The sequence below is a fragment of the Nocardia panacis genome (assembly GCF_003598715.1).
In the GTDB taxonomy this organism is placed as follows: Bacteria; Actinomycetota; Actinomycetes; order Mycobacteriales; family Mycobacteriaceae; genus Nocardia; species Nocardia panacis.
This window is the reverse complement of sequence record NZ_QZFU01000041.1, coordinates 313,650-328,079: the sequence shown is the minus strand read 5'-3', so window position 1 is coordinate 328,079 and position 14,430 is coordinate 313,650. Positions and strand designations below refer to the sequence as shown.

Genomic DNA, 14,430 nt, shown 5'->3' with positions numbered 1-14,430 from the left:
GAGGAGCTCGAGATGGACGTGGCGTGGGATGTCCGGCAGCAGGTGATCGTCGAGGCCTCTGAACTCGCCTTCCACCAGGGTGCAGACTTGGGTCCGTTCGAGTGTCTCGGTTGTTTCCAGCCGGCCACCGCGGTCGCGGTCCACACCGAACACACCACGGCACACTTCCGGGCGAAACACCTCGAAGATTGCATGATCTCGGGCGACCCCGCCCTGATTCGCCGAGACGGCGTGCTCGCACCGGCCCGCGAACAACTCACCGATACCGCCGACTATCCCGCTCGGATGGTCGAACCCGACAAACGCGAACAGATCGATTCCGCGGCCGTGGACCCACCGGAGCGGCCCTCGACTCGCAGCAGACAACGAGCGGGATCCACCAGAGGCGGTCAGGGGCGGCGACTGAGCACCGCGACCACGATCCGGCCGTTCTGCCGCACGTTCATCCTCTACCCCAACAACCGGGCCGAGCTGTCCATCAGCCTGCCCGGTGTCGACGCAGACAAATACCTCTACGCATTCAAGCGCCTGGACAAGGAAACCATCACCACCTACCCGAACCGGCGAATCTTCTACGCAGAGGTCGCCTGGAGCATCGGCCCCGACCTCACCGATACGGCCGCAACCGTCTACCTCTACGCAGGCGAACGCGACCCCGACACACCAGCGAAGGTAACCAACCCTTACCTGGTCGTCATCGACTGGTCGTCCTGGGACAACCGGCTCCGCGCCAGCCTGCGCCGGGAAATCACCTCCGCCGCCAAACAGGCACGCGAACATGCAGGCAGCTCGGTCCGGTCCTGGATGTTCTTCCTCGCCGACCAGGACCCGACCGACCACACCACCTTCCACCTCGACCACCACGCCTACTACCGGTTCGCCACCGCCGCCATCACCTACCCGGACAGAACACCGAGGCCGCATACGCGCCGATCGACCAAACCAACGTGGGCGCGGGGCGCCAAACGCCAACCGGGCCGCCGATGACGAACCGGCGCCAAACCACGAAAGTTGTCGGTCCCCTGGTTGATCCTGTCGGTATGTCCGCTCCACGAGAGAGGTTGTCCCCCATGATATCCAGTGAGGCGCTTCCACCCACCTACCGTGAGGCAGCGCCGGCAAACTTCAAGACCACCGCACAGTTACATGCCGACGGGTTGGTTCCGAGCAACCCTCAACGACCGATTGCCTATCTGGAGAAGCTGATCGACGGAGATATCTGGCGGACCGAGCTGTACGACGTCATGACCGCAGTCTCGATGCACCAATCGCCCGATCCCGGACCCGAGACGGTTCCCCCACCGTCGGTCGAGACCGAACGGCTGTCCGTCATCCGATGGACCCGCAGGTCCCGCCCCCTGGTAGGCGGCCAGTACGTCGACCACGAAAAGCCGACAAAGAACCACGTAACACTGGACGGGACGAAAACCGTATGCGGGGCAAAGATTCCCGGTACCGCCGTCACCGTGACGACGAAATCGGACGAATGGCATCTGCAGGCGAACTGCTACAACTGCGTGTACCGGCTATGGGATTCACATGCGCCCGAAGGATACTGCCGCCCGAGCAGCGGCCAGGACTTCCCGCTGACTCGAGCGTGTGAGCACGGCCGCCGACCCCGCGACTGCATGAAATGCTCCCCGCCGAAGTCATGGTCCTGCCCGAACGGGTGTACGGAGCCGCACGACCCACTGGTGAGATATCCCAGATGCACGGTATTCCCACCACACCGAGATGTACCGGGGGGCGAGCGCTGTCCTGACGGTACCTGCGAATCCACAGAACGCGCCCTTGAGCGAGCCAATCCCGGACTGTTCTTCGATCTTGCCGACAGCGCCTCTATGACCTGCTACCACTGCCACAACGCCGTGTGCGTCAACTGCGAAAGGAACCCGGTCAACGGTCCGCTGACATTCTGCGACCCTTGCGCTGAGGCCGAGGTACGAAACCTCGAGATGCTGGACGACGGCTTGTAACAGCAGTACGAGGGAATCGACCGACTACAGGTTCTCTCCGGCCGCCTGCACGTTGCAGCAACGCCCGACGACGGAGCCGATCCTGCGCACGGCGGATAGAGGCAAACTCAACGCTCGCGATCTGGTCGGTGGTCAACACCTTGTGTTCGGCAAGTAGTGAGAGAAGACGACGGTCACGATCGAGCAGACGAAACCACGGACCCGCGTCCGGATGTCCGCCACGGTGCACGGCACGGCCGGGTGCTCGGTGCCGGACCCGGCTGTCGCTGGTCTGCGGCACCAGTTTCGGCTTGATCTGCCGCAGCCCATTCTCGAGCTTCAACCAGTTGGAGGGTCAGGTTGGATTTGTCCTGATCCAGATCGGTGATCCGCCGATCTCGATCACTAATCTCATATTTCAGGTCGGCCACGTAGTCGTCGAGTTCGGAAATAATCTCGTCTCTGGCCCGCCGCGCCACCCCTCGCGCGAGTATGTCCCGATGTTGACACTGAGTCGGGATTTCGAACCCACCCTCGGATTGTCGGCGTCAGCGGCGCGGACGCCGACGCGGTGTTCGGCGTTTGGGGTGGCGCTAATAGGACGCCGAGCAGACGCCGACCCATCCGCGCCACCAACCGCCGACCCGAACGCGGCCCCGTGGTCACCGTGGCCGGTCATCGGGCACCACCGCCCGCGACCGGTCGGGCACCTACGGCCCGGATGATCACGTCCGGCCCGTCGACCAGCATCGCCCGGTTCGTATGCCGGTCCGTTAGGTCCACAAACAAGGCGTGACCTGGGAAATCTCCCAGGTCAACAGCCGAATCAATCCAGCACAGCGCATGTACAGCAATGTATTTCATCGGTACGGCAGAGCGCACGGGGACATTTGAGCTGGACGACCTACGCGAGCTCAAGCAGCACTTCGAGACCGAAATCCGGCGCAGGAATCGCAGCAAGACGACCACTCTGGTGATGTCAGGGGCGAGACAGCTCGTTCTCGACGAGATAAGCAGAGGAGTAGGCGATCCACAGGCGATAGTGATCGATCGCCCGCCGTCTTCAGATCAGCAGCTCGGTGCGGTACTGATCGGCCAAACGCATGGCCCGCTCGCGGGATTCGGCTTGTTCGGACTCGCTCAGGGTGGGTGGTTCGGCGGTCGCGCTCTCGACCGGAACGGCGACCTGCAGGAAGTACTCCTCCTGGCCGGCGGGTGTGCACATGCACTGCATTCGAGCGGGACGGTCGGAGACATTGCGAAAGAAGTGCGGGGCGTTGGCGGGGATGTTCACCGATTCACCGGCGTGCACCACCACTTCCTCGCCGCGGAAGGTGAATAGGAGCTGTCCCTCCTGGACGAGGAACAGTTCCTCGAAATCGTGCCGATGTGGCGGCGGGCCACCGCCAGGCGGAATACGCATATCGATCAGGCAGTACCGGCCGCTGGTCTGCGCGCCGGATACCAGGATAGTGTAGACATCACCGACCAGCGCGACACTGCGCAGTTCGTCACTGCTCGGCCGGACAACGGTGAGCTGTCGATTCGGATCGTCGGATGGAATCATCGGGTGCCTCCTCGAGCGACACCAACGCTATCCGATGAGCGGAACGACCGGCCCCGTTTGCAGCAATTCCGAACCAGGACAACCATATTCGGCTGGCCTGGCCCCGTCGCTACGCGGATTGGTTGGCTCTCGCCGCAAGTGCAGGAAGCGCCACACCGCAGACGCGCCGCCAGGTCCTGCTTCTCGAAGCGTTCTGCCGCAGCTCGATATCGGGCACACCGACAGGCGAACTGGGACCTGTGGAACCACCGACCGGTTGTCGAGCGAACCTCGACCTTGGTCCGGCGATGATGTAGTCGCAATCGCCACTACGCGGCAGCGGCCCGAGGTGTCGAAGAGAAGACCGGTTGGCGGCCGAGCCGATCCGGTCGGCGGGTCACTGGGATATCGACAGGTCTCGGTCCACCTTGATCGTCATCCCGGCCGCGCGCAGCCGCGCGGCGAGCGCATCGCCCATCGCGGTGGCCGGTGTGAGGACTCCGGCGCGGTCGGGTAGCTGCGCCGTGTCGAAGGCCAGGCACAGGCCGCTCTCGGCGAGCATGACGGCGGTGGCCTGATATCCGGGATCACCCTGTCCGGCGAAGGTGGCCAGATAGTTCGCGCCCGTCACGGTCCGGGTGTAGGTCGCGGTGCGGAACCATCCTGCGGCGCGGTCCTTTTCGTTCGGTCCTGTCCCCGGCGCGGGCAGTAGGCGATCAAGCAACCGGCGTCCCGGTCGCGACCTGGACAGCACCGCCACCGCCCCCATACCGGCCGCCACTCCCCCTGCGGTCGCGGCGGCGATGAGCGGGGCGGCGGGTTCGGCGCCCGCGTCCATGACCTCCCGGTAGCGAAACTCCGGTCCGTAGGCCCACCCGAGCAGTCCGTTGCTGCGGCGGACGATCTTCGTGTTGTGCGGCGCCATGACGAAGGTGCCGACCCAGCCTTTCAGTTCGGGGGCAATGCTTTTCGCCCGTCCGAGGGCGTGGTCGGATTGGCCGCCCGCTCTTGGTTCCCGCGCTCGGTCGGGGCTCAGCGAATACGGATCCGCGATCACCGCCCGCAGGGCTGGTTCGGCGGCGATCGCCTCCCACATCGCCCGCGCGGAATCCACTGTGCCCCCGCTGACCCCGCCCTTCACCGTCGCGATCAGGGTCGTCTGCCCCAGTGCGCCCGCGTTGTCCGCGGCGGCGGTCCGGTGCAGCAGGTTGACGCTCAGGTCGGAGGGTATCGAGTCGAATCCGCACGAGTTCACGATCCTGGCGCCAGTCGCGATCGCCAGATCGTGGTAGCGGTCGATCGCGATGCGGGTGAAGATCGATTCGCCGGTGAGGTCGGCGTAGTGGGTGCCGCGCTGCGCACATGCCGCCAGTAGTGGCAGCCCGTACCGCTGATACGGACCGACGGTGGTGATCACGACGGCGGTCCGGGCGGCGAGCGCATCCAGCGCTTCGGAATCGGCCGCGTCGACAGCGAGGAGTTCCCACGCCGCCGCAACCGGCCCCAACCGGTCGCGGAGTGCGTTCAACTTTTCCACGGACCGCCCGGCCAGCGCGATCCGCGCACCGTCAGGTGCCGATGCCGCCATATAGTGTGCTGTCGTCTGTCCGACAAAGCCTGTGGCGCCGAACAATACGAGGTCGAATTCGCGATTCTCGGTCATGGTGAACCTACTTTCGATGTGGAGCAGGCAACTGGTCGATCCCGCGCCGCTCGGGTAATGAGCGGCTGTTCGTGGGTGGCGCGCACCGGAAGCCGCGGTTCCACGCCGGCGCGAGCAGTGGCCGCATTCGGTCGCGCAAGCGAGTACGGTGTACGTGCCATAAATACACCGTACCCAATTGCCCGAAAGTTTGCACTACATGCCAGATTAGCTGCATTTCGGGCTCAGCTTTCGACACGGTCGACTACAGCAGCAGACTTTCGACACCAAACTGCTAGCGTGACGAAAATAGATCGAATTCCCACCTACCAGGTCTGCGCCCGTTCGGCGAGCACCTGCGCGAGATCGCTCCGAAGCCCCTGCCCCATCGAACCAGGTTCGATCGGACTCGCCGACGCGGCATCGACGAAACGGCAGGTAGGCTTGCCTGGCCTCGATCAGCAATCACCGTAGTCCCGATTTCAAACCCTCGATCTCACCGAGGAGGCAAAGATGATGCCGGTGGCCCGCGACCCCGTCGGAGACGGTCTGGAGCTGGCGCGGACGCGACTCGTTCGCTACGACGTGGCCTTCTCCGAAGAAGCGATCGAACAAACGCTTGCCGGCGCGAACGAGTTGCTGCGTTCCGGACCAGCGGTGCCCGACCGCGCGACCGAACTCACCATCGAAATGGTGGCCATCGCCGCGACAATGCGCATCCACTACGGGGAGCCCGAACTGTCCTTCAACGAACTGGCATCGTTCGTCGATGTGTTCCGCCGCTTCATGAACAGCTGGTGGCATGAGTAGCGACGAGCCGACCAGCCGCGTGAACGACACGATCGGCCGACGACTCGAGAAGTACGCCCGGTTTCAAAAGCTGACCATCTACCTGGGTGGCGGGCTCGGTGGTCTCGTACTCTTCGGCGATCTGGCCAAGGACGTCTTCCTGCTGGTCCCCGACTGGCTCCGCGCGGCTTTCATCGCCGCGGCGCTGGTGACCGGTGGCTGTATCGGGTATGCGTACAGCGGATTTCAGTGGGCCGAGACCCTGCTACAACGTGAACTCGACGACAACCACCTCTGGGTCAGGTCGTCGAAGATCAGCGAGGTCGCCGGTCATGAATGGCCGACAGTCGCGTACGTCGAGTACAACCTGGCACCGGCGCTCATCGGATTGACCGCATTGCTGCTGTTGATCGCCGCGGTGTGGTCCGTCGTTGCCCCCTACTGAACCGACAGCCCATGCTCAGCTACCTTGCCGTTCGGACGATTCGGTCGCCGTCGACAGACTCTTCCCCGAGTGGACCGAATACTTTGCCGTTCCGGCGCGCGTGACGGTCGATCAGGCGATGGATCGGGGTGGCGGCGAAGGTGGTGATGATGGTCATCAGGGCCAGGATGGTGTAGAGCTCACCGGTGATCAAGCCTGCGGTCAGGCCGATGTTGAGCAGGATCAGTTCCATCAGACCGCGCGCGTTGGCCAATGCGCCCATCGCGGCCGATTCTCGCCAACCCATGCCCTGCCACCGTGCCGCCAATCCGACGGCGCAGAATTTTCCGGCGAACGACACCAGCAGAACGAGTGCCGCCATCAGCAGGACATCCGGTTTGAATATCAAGCGGAGCTGGGTGTTCAGCCCGGAGTAGATGAAGAACGCGGGCAGCAGGAGATAGGCCACCAGCGGTTCGAACCGATCGCGGATGCGGTCCAGAAGCTCACCCCGCGGCATTACCGCCCCGGCCACGAAGGCGCCGAACACTGAGTAGATGCCGACCCAGTCGGTGAACCAGGCGGCCAGCAGCACCACAATGAGAATGATGGACAGGTGCGCGACAGGCAGGCCCCCCACCTGCTGGGTGTTCCCTGGCGGAGTCCAGGTGTTCAGCTTCGCCAGCCAGCGTCGCGCCACGAACACCATGAACACCAGAAATGCCAGGCCACCGGTGACGGTCCACAACGCACCGCTCATATTCTCCTTGGTCGTGGCCACCACTGTCGCCAACAGGATCCACGCGCACGCATCGTCAACGGCCGCGCACGACAGTGACATGGTGCCCAAGCGGGTATTGAGCAGTCCGGATTCGTAGATGATCCACGCCAGCATCGGAAACGCGGTGATGGCGACTGCGGAGGCCATGAACAATCCGCCCTGCCAGCCGACGACTTTGCCGGTGAAGTAGTTGCCGTGGCCGACCATCCACCAGCCGACCAGACCGCCGAGCAGCAGCGGAACGGACACGCCCGCAAACGATGTCGCACCCGCCTGGCGTAGATGCGCACCGAGGATGTTCAACTTGAACGAGGCGCCGACCAAGAACATGTAGAACACCAATCCGACCTGGCCCACCACGTAGATGGCCACCAGATTCGGATGGGTGATCGACGTGTCGCCCAGTGTCGTCGGAAACAACCATTTCTGTGCCTTCGGTAGGACCGCTCCGAGCACGGACGGACCCAGGACGAATCCGGCGACCATGATCGCGACCACCTGTGTCTGCCCCATGCGCCGGAAAACGAACCAGAGCAGTCGACACGTCACCAGGATGAGGGCCACCTGGAGAAAGAAGTGGGTAGTGACCTCGAGTAGCGTGGGCACGGCAGGCCCCTTTCCCTATTCGTTGGCAACTTCTTCATTGATCGATCCGATATTTTCGCTGTAGAGCGGTAACGCTCTGGTTGCCCGACGAACATCGAAGATCACGCCACGTTGCCAAAGGAATATTAGGCAGCTTCTCCTTGTGCGCATACCCCCCATTCGGGGAGGCCGCTGCCCCTGGAGCCCGCGCGGCGGTACCGCCGTACACATTCCCCCCGAATGGGGGGAAGCAACGGCGGAGATAAGCCGGTACCCTCGGACCGAATGGGCAACCGGGGCACCCATGGCTAATTCATGCGGTCGTTCCCTGAATATGCCACAGGAGAATTTACTTCCCGGTCACACTGGAAGAATTCACGCGCGACCCACGTCCAAATCGGCGGAGCGACCATCATCCTGACACCCGGCCCGCTCCACGGCGTTCCGCAGCGGCAAGGAAGGTCTCCAACACGCTGTTGAACCCTGGCGCACGCGGTACGGCATGCCCGGCTCCGGGTACGCAGGCGCGCTCCGCGCCGAGTAGGTCGGCGACCGCGTCGCACAGTCGCTCGAGCGCGGGATGGCTGTCACCCGAAACAACAAGCGCCGCAAGCCCCGCCGCGGCGAGCACCTCGAATCGAGGAGTCGCCTCCCACGGATCCCGATGCCTACGCGCCAGTTCCAGTGCCCGACGGATGTCATCCGCACCGGCGGACATGTTCTCGTCCACCCCGGCCAAGGAGAAGAACTCGCGTTCGGCCTGCCTGTCGTCGGCGTCGGCCGCGAACCTGGTGGTCAGCGCCGCCAACTCCCGAACGGACTCGTCCCCATCGGCCGCGACCCACAGCGGCACCTCGATCAGGGTCAGTGATCGAATCCGGTGCGGCACTTGTTCGGCCGCGAGACACGACCCCAAACCGCCATAGGAGAAGCCGACGAGGTGTACGGCCTCGGGCTCCTGGTCGATCAACTCCACCAAATCCTCGGCATCGACGAAGAAGTCCTGCCACGAGGCCGCAGGGCTCGGGGGAAATCCTCGCCGACTCGGGATGATCAGCGACCAACGGGATTCCAGATCCGACTGGCGCGACCACGTGACGCGGGCAGGCATTCCGCCGTGCACCAGCACAACCGACGGGCCTGAACCCGACCGTCGAACAGACAGGGGCGCCGGGGACGCCGCGCCCATCGGATCTCGCATACCTACCCTTCGGATATGAGGCGGTGCAGTTCGGCGGCGGCCACCGCGAATTCGTCGGTGGTGAAACGATAGGCCGTATCGAGACCGCCATCGTCGGGGCGCAATTCGTCCACGCCGAACCGGCCGCGCACCCGGTCCATGACCCAGGTTCGATCGCCGCGCCGGACGGTCAGATAGAAACCTCCGTTGGGGAGTTGATCGACCTCCGATGCCGTTCCCGGATAGGCGCTTTCGAGCGCTCGGGCCAGCTTTCGCGGGTCGTCCGTCACGGTTTGCCACCTCCCGGCTTGCTGAAGACCACGGTGGGATCACCACGCCGGGTCTTGAATGTCATACCACCGTTCGCGTCGATGTCGATGGTGTGCCCGCGTGTTCTGGCTCGGATGCTACCGTCCGCCGCGCGCGTCACGCTGTCCGCCAGCGGCGGGTACATCCGGCCGTCCGATTGATTCGGCGCGGGCGGCGGTGTCTTCTTGGGGATGCCGGACAGTTCGTCTTCCACCTGGTCCAGGGTTCGGGAGATTTGTGCGAACGCCTCGTCGGCGCTCGACGCGGGTGGCTGAGCCCGCAGTCGCGCGAAATACACATCGAGGCGTTCGTGGATGTTCATCCTCGGTGCGATCGGCGGCTTCCCACTGCCCTGTTTCGGCACCGTCCGACGGGTCGCGATCAGTCGACCGCGCCCGCCCGCGCTCTCCACGCCAACGGCGCCCGCGCCGATGGTGATGAGGAAGAATACTGTCGGGACAACCCCCAAGAAGAACAATTGGTTGTACTCCTCCATCACCTTCAGGGCTTCTCGCTTGGCAGCCCATAGGCGCGGCGTTTTCTCGGTGATGGAGTCGATCGCGATATCTTTCGTGACGCCATAGGGATAGGTCACCGTCAACCATTTGGAGAGATTTCCCTTTTCGGATCGATAGTCCAGGTCATACCGGGTCGATTCGAAATCATCGGGTCCCGGCGGGGTGACGGTCGGCCATCCCTCGTAGAGCCACAGCGGGTCCTTCTGCTGCCCGGCCTCGTCCACCGACTCGCCCCAAGTCTTCGGCTCCTTCGCCAGACCGGGCACCACCAACAGGGGAATCTCGGCGGGATAGGTGAGGGTCCACGGATCGGCGCCTTCGAGACCGACCTCGAACCGCAGTCCGCTGCGGACCGCGGGTTCCCGAATCGACCATTGTCGGTGCGGCAGATCGAGCGCGAGCCGGTACCGGCCGGGCTTCAGATCCGTGCTCACCTTTCCGAGAATCATTCGCCCGACCACCCAGAAGCCGACGCGCCCACGAGCGAGCGAGATCACCAGGTATTCGACACGCGAGCCCGCCATGGGATCCGCCGGTGCCGTCTCGACGTCCGCATCGTCCTTCGGGGCTCGCGCGAGCAGGACCGGCATCCGAATCGATTGCGGTCCACGGGAATCGCCGTGTCCGTGCACCGGGATGCCGGTGAAATCCCGATCGATGTCGAGGCGTCCGGGGACCGGTCCTCGGGCCGCGGCGCTCTGTTGAACGACGTGGGTCAACTCGTGCGCCAACAACCTCGACCCGGTCGAGCTCGCGGGACGGTACCGATCCGCCCCGAACACAACATGATGACCGACGGTGTACGCGAGGGCCTGCACCGCCTCCGCCGACTCGGCCGCCCTGGTATCGGTATGCACCCGAACATGACTGAAGTCGTGGCCGAATCTCGATGCCATGGCCATTCGGGTTCGTTGATCGAGCGGGTGTCCGGGCGAGTGCAGAACCTCGTGCACGATCGGAGGCGCGGCTTCGGGCATCCGCCGGGATCGATCCGCGGCCTGCTTCGCACCGACCCCACCGCTCATGGTGACCCACGCTCCGTTACTCGCTCGCCCGCCATCGCATCAAGTAACCCCCGGAGTTCCGCGCCGCGACAATGAATCCCCGGATCCGTCTTTGCCTGAACCCGATCCGGACCTCAACCATTCATGTGCGAAAGCCGCTCGCGGAAAGGAAGATTCGTCGGCACAGACATCGCTTTGAATCTCCCTTTCGGAGCAAATATCGGATGAGAACTCACTACATTTCGACAAGGTGCGGCAACATCCCGCGCTCGGTCTGCTCGCCCCGAGTGGATACAGCCGGTCGGTCGCCGAATCAGACTGCGCGGCTTCATATCCGCGACACCCGCTATCGCATGCACCGCGAACATGCGGCCGACCAGGGCCGATCACAGTCCACCTCTTCGACACCGACGATTCGCTCCCCTGCGACCACCTGATATGCAACTATTTGACTGCGTTAACTTGACGATAGCAATCACCGACTCGGGGAGGATCGAGAGCGTTCGGCCATTTCGCGCCGCTACCTGTGCTCATCTCACACCTACCGCAGGCGGTCCCTCGAAACGACGGAGAGGGACATACCCATGCAGCCTGCCGACCTGGCACGACCATATTCCACACTTCGAAAGAGATTTTGATGTCCACTGATGAGGCGTCCCGAATCGACGAGGTCGGCGATATCTACGACGCGATGGCCGATATGATCGAGGTCCAAGGGGGAAGTATTCATGTGGGATATTGGGAGTCCGACGATGATCGGACACCTCTTCTGGAGGCCATCAACCGATTGACGGACATCGTCTGCGGAATGCTGGATCTCCAACCCGGACAGCAGGTACTGGATATCGGCTGCGGAGTCGGCGAGCCTGCCATCACCCTCGCGCAACGCACCGACGTGAATATCACCGGGGTCACCAACAGTCGGTGGCAGGTGTACGAAGGCACCCGACGCGCGAATGCGGCCGGCTTGCGCGGACAGGTGCGCATCGAATTCGGTGACGCCGCCGCCCTGTCGTACCCCGACAACTCTTTCGACGCCGCGCTTGCTTTCGAATCGCTTCCGCACGCACAGGATCGTGGGCAGTGGCTGCGCGAAATGGCACGCGTGGTGCGGCCGAGCGGCCGAGTCGTGCTGACCGAATTCACCTGCGATGACGCGTTGTCCAGCGATGAAGCGGCGATTCTGCGCGGTGTCGGCCTCCAGCCACCGACGACCGAGCACGAAGTTGTCGAGGATGTACGCCGCAGCGGGTTGCTCGTCGACGAAGTCCGTCCCTGTAGCCAACAGATCCGGCGATCCTATTCCGCGTACTTCGACCGACTCGCACGAATGCGGCCGAGCCTGGTGGCGGCAATCGGCCAAGAACGAGTCGAGGCACAGGAACAGGCGATGCGTCTGCTGCTGCCGATCTATCGCGACAAGATCGGCTACGCGATTGTTGTGGGCCATCTCCCATCGTGAGCACTACGATTCTCGGCGTGGGCGAGCGGAGGCGTTCCAGGTCGGGAGCTCGACATATGCTGTCGAGCCTGCTGGTGGCGCTCTCGGTCGCCGCCTTGTCGGCCGCCGGAACAGCGCGGGCGGAGGCCCGGCGATGGGGCGGCCGCAGCGCCTGGCACCCTGCGCCGCTACGACCGCGACACCGGCGCGGTCGACATCCTGCTGACAAACCTCAACGGCCCCAACGGGCTACTGCTGCTGCCCGAGGGCGACCTGCTGTTCACCACGATCGGCATCTCCGGGACACCGGACGGTATCTCCCGATACCGGCCCGCCACCGGGGAATACACGCGAACCTGGTCGAATCTGCCGTGGACCAACGGCATTGCGCCGGCACCGGATGGAAAGTCCATCTACACCGACAATCTCACGCTGCGTGTCTTCCAGATTCCCTGGACCGGCCGAATGGGGCGACCGTGGTGGTCGGCCCACCACGGTTGCTCGCCCTGCCCGACGATATGGAGGCGACCAGGAACGGTTCGCTCTACCTCGCGGGCACCTGCGGGGCGCGGTCTACCGGATCGATCCGGCCACCGGAGCCGCCTGCACCATCGTCACCGGGCTCCGCAAACCCGGCGCGACCCGCATGCCACCCGACGGCGCCACCTCGGTCCGGATGGCCAGGGGTGGGCGCTGTTCGTCACCAGCATGGACGGGTCGCTGCGCCGCCTGCGTGTCGACCTGACTCCGGCTGATCCGACACACCGTTGACATCGGTTGCGACGCAGCGGGTTTCCATCATCGTGGGCGTCGCACCGTTTGCTGGGTTTCCGAGGTCGCGACCAAGAACGCGGCGGTGCGTGCGCGCAGACCTGCACGCCGGTCCGCGATCAACTCGTCGGTCGCCGGGTCGTACCGACCGACGGACGGTTTCCGGTTCGCATTCACGTTGCAGTCCAAGTCGGCGCACAGGTGCAGACCGCGTCCGGACAATCGCTGCCGCCGGTCCTTGGACGGGCGACGCGCGGTGAACAGCGCGACTTCGTTGAATCGGCGCGAAGATCGGCACAGATCGCACATCATCGCCCTGGATCCGAGCTCGGCGCGGGTGGGTGTCTGCTCCAGCAGTACGCCCACCGCGGCGCCGTCGATCTCGGTAACCAGGTAGACGCGCCTCGGGGAGCGTTGATCTCGCCACCCGAGGTATTCGAGCCTGTCCCAGTCGATCTCGTCGAACCAGGTCGGCAGCCGCACCCGGCTGCCCGGCGGGTCGGTATTCACGATGGCGGCGCGTACCTCGTCTCGGGTCATGGGTCGCATGACGGATTCCTTTCGGATGTTGGGAAATGATTGCTCGGCGGGGCAGTCGTATCTGCTCCGCCGAATGCTCGGGTTGAAGGGCGCGGGTCTGCGCGATGTCGCGGATCGGCCGCAGCGTCAGCCGCAGTGGGTGCTCGTCACCGGCAACGCGAGATCGACGCCGAGTTCGCCGCAGGCCGGTCGTTGGTGGATGACCAGCCATTCACCGTCGGGCCGGGGCGTCACGCTCACCGTGTCCATCCGACCGCGACAGGTTGCCCGGCGATCGGCGGGAATCCGCCGGTCCACGTGCACTGGCGTCGAACAGTTCGGGCAATGATCGCGATGCCCGGCGCGTGCACCGGCACATCGAGACAGCAACCGACGCAACGGAAATCGGCCTCGCGATGGACAACGGCGACATGCGTGCACCGCACCCGCCTGCGACGCGGTCGACGCGTGCCGGGACCGCAGACACGACGCGCAGTCGTTGCGACGTGCGCCCGCGCAAGTGGATACGACGAGTCCGCACCACATGCGGGTGAAGGTTTCGAGCTGTTGAGAGGTGCTGATGGTAGACACCCGGATACTCCTTGCGCTGAAAGTCCGACAGACAGCAGGAGCAGGCCGAGCGATCCTCGACAGGACCTACCCGCGATCGAAATCTCCCGGATTCACGAGGGTTCGACGGGTAGGTCGGGAAAGGGGCACCGGAACAGACGCGTCCGGCGCGCCGGAATCAACGGCGGGGTGGACGCACGGTTACGCGGCGCTGCGAGGCGCGCTCGGCGCTGGCCGGGACATCAACACCATCCTTCTAGAACCGTTCATACAGAAAACGACCGGTACGGTCGCGATCCACTGTAGCAGCCCGACCGCAACCACCGTCAACCGAGATATCGGCAACCGAAGCGACCTGCGGCTTGTCCGTGAGCGATGACAAATTGCGAATGTCCG

Annotated in this window: 13 protein-coding genes; 5 read left to right on the top strand and 8 right to left on the bottom strand. The window is 64.3% G+C overall.

Annotated elements, in window-relative coordinates:
• Nucleotides 1-12: 12 nt before the first annotated feature.
• Nucleotides 13-987 (top strand): hypothetical protein, encoded by a 975-nt coding sequence (locus D5S18_RS29630; protein ID WP_120044390.1) that lies wholly within the window; start codon nucleotides 13-15, stop codon nucleotides 985-987.
• 83 nt (nucleotides 988-1,070) lie between these two features.
• Nucleotides 1,071-1,976 carry a hypothetical protein gene (locus D5S18_RS35105; RefSeq protein ID WP_158608025.1) on the top strand — a complete coding sequence of 302 codons (906 nt, stop codon included), beginning with the start codon at nucleotides 1,071-1,073 and terminating at the stop codon, nucleotides 1,974-1,976.
• 1,042 nt (nucleotides 1,977-3,018) lie between these two features.
• Here the strand turns inward: D5S18_RS35105 and D5S18_RS29620 are convergent.
• On the bottom strand, nucleotides 3,019-3,522 hold the full coding sequence (locus D5S18_RS29620; RefSeq protein ID WP_120044388.1) for a cupin domain-containing protein: 504 nt from the start codon (nucleotides 3,520-3,522) through the stop codon (nucleotides 3,019-3,021).
• 376 nt (nucleotides 3,523-3,898) lie between these two features.
• Entirely contained in the window at nucleotides 3,899-5,164 is a 1,266-nt protein-coding gene (locus D5S18_RS29615) for a saccharopine dehydrogenase family protein (RefSeq protein ID WP_120044387.1), read from the bottom strand.
• Between the two features lie 492 nt (nucleotides 5,165-5,656).
• Between D5S18_RS29615 and D5S18_RS29610 the strand changes: the two genes are divergently transcribed.
• Nucleotides 5,657-5,953, top strand: coding sequence for a hypothetical protein (locus D5S18_RS29610; protein WP_120044386.1), 297 nt, complete (start codon nucleotides 5,657-5,659; stop codon nucleotides 5,951-5,953).
• Nucleotides 5,946-6,377 carry a hypothetical protein gene (locus D5S18_RS29605; RefSeq protein ID WP_120044385.1) on the top strand — a complete coding sequence of 144 codons (432 nt, stop codon included), beginning with the start codon at nucleotides 5,946-5,948 and terminating at the stop codon, nucleotides 6,375-6,377. Before D5S18_RS29610 ends, D5S18_RS29605 begins: the two co-directional genes overlap by 8 nt.
• A gap of 19 nt (nucleotides 6,378-6,396) precedes the next feature.
• Here the strand turns inward: D5S18_RS29605 and D5S18_RS29600 are convergent, their stop codons facing one another.
• From D5S18_RS29600 to D5S18_RS29585, 4 genes are all read right to left on the bottom strand, one after another.
• Nucleotides 6,397-7,743 carry a cation:proton antiporter gene (locus D5S18_RS29600; protein ID WP_120044384.1) on the bottom strand — a complete coding sequence of 449 codons (1,347 nt, stop codon included), beginning with the start codon at nucleotides 7,741-7,743 and terminating at the stop codon, nucleotides 6,397-6,399.
• Nucleotides 7,744-8,134: 391 nt separating this feature from the next.
• On the bottom strand, nucleotides 8,135-8,911 hold the full coding sequence (locus tag D5S18_RS29595; protein WP_120044536.1) for an alpha/beta fold hydrolase: 777 nt from the start codon (nucleotides 8,909-8,911) through the stop codon (nucleotides 8,135-8,137).
• Nucleotides 8,912-8,925: 14 nt separating this feature from the next.
• Nucleotides 8,926-9,192: a hypothetical protein gene (locus D5S18_RS29590; protein WP_120044383.1), complete on the bottom strand. Its 267-nt coding sequence runs from the start codon at nucleotides 9,190-9,192 to the stop codon at nucleotides 8,926-8,928.
• The gene (locus tag D5S18_RS29585; RefSeq protein WP_282434910.1) at nucleotides 9,189-10,706 is read right to left on the bottom strand and encodes an eCIS core domain-containing protein; all 1,518 of its coding nucleotides are present in this window, start codon (nucleotides 10,704-10,706) and stop codon (nucleotides 9,189-9,191) included. Before D5S18_RS29585 ends, D5S18_RS29590 begins: the two co-directional genes overlap by 4 nt.
• A gap of 664 nt (nucleotides 10,707-11,370) precedes the next feature.
• On the opposite strand from D5S18_RS29585, the gene D5S18_RS29580 reads away from it, so the two are divergent.
• Nucleotides 11,371-12,195, top strand: a complete 825-nt coding sequence (locus D5S18_RS29580) for an SAM-dependent methyltransferase (RefSeq protein WP_120044381.1) — start codon at nucleotides 11,371-11,373, stop codon at nucleotides 12,193-12,195.
• Between the two features lie 777 nt (nucleotides 12,196-12,972).
• Here the strand turns inward: D5S18_RS29580 and D5S18_RS29565 are convergent.
• Nucleotides 12,973-13,494, bottom strand: coding sequence for an FBP domain-containing protein (locus tag D5S18_RS29565; protein ID WP_120044378.1), 522 nt, complete (start codon nucleotides 13,492-13,494; stop codon nucleotides 12,973-12,975).
• Between the two features lie 117 nt (nucleotides 13,495-13,611).
• On the bottom strand, nucleotides 13,612-14,010 hold the full coding sequence (locus tag D5S18_RS35955) for an RNHCP domain-containing protein (protein ID WP_239004089.1): 399 nt from the start codon (nucleotides 14,008-14,010) through the stop codon (nucleotides 13,612-13,614).
• Between the last annotated feature and the right edge of the window lie 420 nt (nucleotides 14,011-14,430).

Excerpts from the sequence above, each read along its gene's own strand:
- D5S18_RS29630 (WP_120044390.1), top strand. The coding sequence starts at position 13 with ATGGACGTGGCGTGGGATGTCCGGCAGCAGGTGATCGTCGAGGCCTCT.
- D5S18_RS35105 (WP_158608025.1), top strand. The coding sequence starts at position 1,071 with ATGATATCCAGTGAGGCGCTTCCACCCACCTACCGTGAGGCAGCGCCG.
- D5S18_RS29620 (WP_120044388.1), bottom strand. The coding sequence starts at position 3,522 with ATGATTCCATCCGACGATCCGAATCGACAGCTCACCGTTGTCCGGCCG.
- D5S18_RS29615 (WP_120044387.1), bottom strand. The coding sequence starts at position 5,164 with ATGACCGAGAATCGCGAATTCGACCTCGTATTGTTCGGCGCCACAGGC.
- D5S18_RS29610 (WP_120044386.1), top strand. The coding sequence starts at position 5,657 with ATGATGCCGGTGGCCCGCGACCCCGTCGGAGACGGTCTGGAGCTGGCG.
- D5S18_RS29605 (WP_120044385.1), top strand. The coding sequence starts at position 5,946 with ATGAGTAGCGACGAGCCGACCAGCCGCGTGAACGACACGATCGGCCGA.
- D5S18_RS29595 (WP_120044536.1), bottom strand. The coding sequence starts at position 8,911 with ATGGGCGCGGCGTCCCCGGCGCCCCTGTCTGTTCGACGGTCGGGTTCA.
- D5S18_RS29585 (WP_282434910.1), bottom strand. The coding sequence starts at position 10,706 with ATGCCCGAAGCCGCGCCTCCGATCGTGCACGAGGTTCTGCACTCGCCC.
- D5S18_RS29580 (WP_120044381.1), top strand. The coding sequence starts at position 11,371 with ATGTCCACTGATGAGGCGTCCCGAATCGACGAGGTCGGCGATATCTAC.
- D5S18_RS29565 (WP_120044378.1), bottom strand. The coding sequence starts at position 13,494 with ATGCGACCCATGACCCGAGACGAGGTACGCGCCGCCATCGTGAATACC.
- D5S18_RS35955 (WP_239004089.1), bottom strand. The coding sequence starts at position 14,010 with ATGTGGTGCGGACTCGTCGTATCCACTTGCGCGGGCGCACGTCGCAAC.